The following is a 2,405-nucleotide window of genomic DNA, read 5'->3' on the forward strand; positions in this document are numbered from 1 at the left end:
GCACATGGGCCTCACGGGGCGCACCCCGCACGGCCCCGTCCGCAGGGTCCGTGGAGGGGACGCGGGAAGCACATGGGCCCCACGCGGCACACCCCCGCACGGCCCCGTCCGCAGGCTTTGCGTGCAGCACCATTCCTGACGCAGCGTCAGTTGCGTAATCTGACTAGGCGTCAGTTAAGTGCTGTCACACAGGAGCGGGCGGACCGATGCTTGGATCGACTCACGGCACCTTCACCACCGACCCCCGCCGCGCGCATGTTGTGGCCTGCGGCGAACTCCCCCGTCACGCCGTCCACGGCACCGCCGTCACGGCGGACGACCTCGACGTCAGCGGTCGGCCACTGCACGCCGACGTGCCCGACCTGGACCGCTTCTTCCGGCCGGAGTCCGTCGCCGTCATCGGCGCCTCCGACGCCGAGGGACGGCCCAACACCGGCATCACCCGGCAACTCGTCGCCTGGGCCGAACGCGTCGGCGCGCGGCTGCACCCCGTACACCCCACCCGCGCCTCCGTCTTCGGCATCACCTGCTTCCCCTCCGTCGCCGACCTGCCCGAACAGGTCGATCTGGCCGTACTGCTCGTCGCCGATCCGCTGCCCGTCGTCGAGCAGCTCGCCGAGGAGAAGGTGCGGTTCGCCGTCGCCTTCGCCTCCGGGTTCGCCGAGACCGGCGAGGAGGGCGCCCTCGCCCAGGCCCGGCTCGCCGCCGCCGTCCAGCGGTCGGGCCTGCGGCTGCTCGGCCCGAACACCAACCTCAACGCCTTCGAGCACTTCCGCGAGGACCTGGAAGGCCCCGCCATCGCGCTCATCACGCAATCCGGCCACCAGGGCCGCCCCGTCTTCGCCCTCCAGGAGCTCGGCGTACGCCTCTCGCACTGGGCGCCCACCGGCAACGAGGCCGACCTGGAGACCTCCGACTTCCTCTCCTACTTCGCCGGGCGGCCCGAGGTCGGGGCCATCGCCGCGTACGTCGAGGGCCTCAAGGACGGCCGCGCCTTCCTGCTCGCCGCCGACCGGGCGGCCCGGCGCGGGGTGCCCGTCGTCGCCGTCAAGGTCGGCCGCACCGAGACCGGCGCCCGTACGGCCGCCTCACACACCGGCAAACTGACCGGCGCCGACGCGGTGGTGGACGCGGCGATGCGGCAGTTCGGCGTGATCCGCGTCGACGGTCTCGACGAGCTCCAGGACACCGCGACGCTGCTCGCAAGGGCCCGTCCGCCGCAGGCCGAGGGCGTCGTCGTCTATTCGATCTCGGGCGGCACGGGCGCGCACTTCGCCGACTTGGCGACGGAGGCGGGCCTGACCCTGCCCACGCTCGGCGCGGCCAAGCAGGCGGAGCTGCACCAGTGGATACCGGAGTACCTGAACGTCGCCAACCCCGTCGACAGCGGGGGGCACCCCGTCGGCGACTGGCGCGGCCGCAGAATCATCGACGCGATCCTCGACGACCCGCAGGTGGGCGTGCTGATCTGCCCCATCACCGGTCCCTTCCCGCCGATGAGCGACCAGCTCGCGCAGGATCTCGTGGACGCGGCGGAGCGGACGGACAAGCTGGTGTGCGTGGTGTGGGGGTCGCCCGTCGGCACCGAGGACGCCTACCGCGAGACGCTGCTCGGCTCCTCGCGCGTGGCGACCTTCCGCACCTTCGCGAACTGCATCACGGCGGTGCGCGCCCATCTGGATCACCACCGGTTCACGGCCCACTACCGCTCGCCCTTCGACGAGGCGCCGCGCACCCCTTCGCCGTCCTTCCGCAAGGCGCAGGCGCTGATGCGGCCGGGCGAGCAGCTCAGCGAGCACGCGGCGAAGCAGTTGCTGCGCGCGTACGGGATTCGCGTACCCCGGGAGCAGTTGGTGACCAGTGCGGCGGCGGCCGTGCGCGCGGCCGGGCTCGTCGGCTATCCGGTCGTCATGAAGGCGTCCGGGGCGCGGATCGCGCACAAGACCGAGCTGGGCCTGGTGAAGGTGGGTCTGACGTCCGCGAGCCAGATCCGGGACGCCTACCGGGAGCTGACGGACATCGCCCGCTACGAGGACGTCGGCCTGGACGGCGTCCTCGTCTGCCAGATGGTCGAGCGGGGCGTCGAGATGGTCGTCGGCGTCACCCACGACTCCCTCTTCGGGCCGACGGTGACGGTCGGTCTCGGCGGCGTGCTCGTGGAGGTCCTGCGGGACAGCGCCGTACGGGTGCCGCCGTTCGGCGAGGACCAGGCGAAGGCGATGCTGTCCGAGCTGCAGGGCCGCGCCCTGCTCGACGGGGTCAGGGGCGGTCCGCCCGCCGACGTCGACGCGCTCGTCGAGGTCGTGCAGCGAGTGCAGCGGATGGCCCTCGAACTCGGCGACGAGCTGTCCGAGCTGGACATCAACCCGCTGATGGTGCTGCCCCGCGGGCAGGGAGCCGTGGCC

Annotated in this window: 1 protein-coding gene; it reads left to right on the forward strand. The window is 72.5% G+C overall.

Annotation, left to right across the window (positions count from 1 at the left end; translation table 11 throughout):
• Positions 1-206: 206 nt before the first annotated feature.
• Positions 207-2,405 (forward strand): acetate--CoA ligase family protein (locus AB8Z36_RS36825; protein WP_369217740.1); only part of this gene is annotated, 2,199 nt, incomplete at its 3' end.

The sequence above is a fragment of the Streptomyces flavofungini genome (genome assembly GCF_041028215.1).
Classification (GTDB): Bacteria; Actinomycetota; Actinomycetes; order Streptomycetales; family Streptomycetaceae; genus Streptomyces; species Streptomyces flavofungini_B.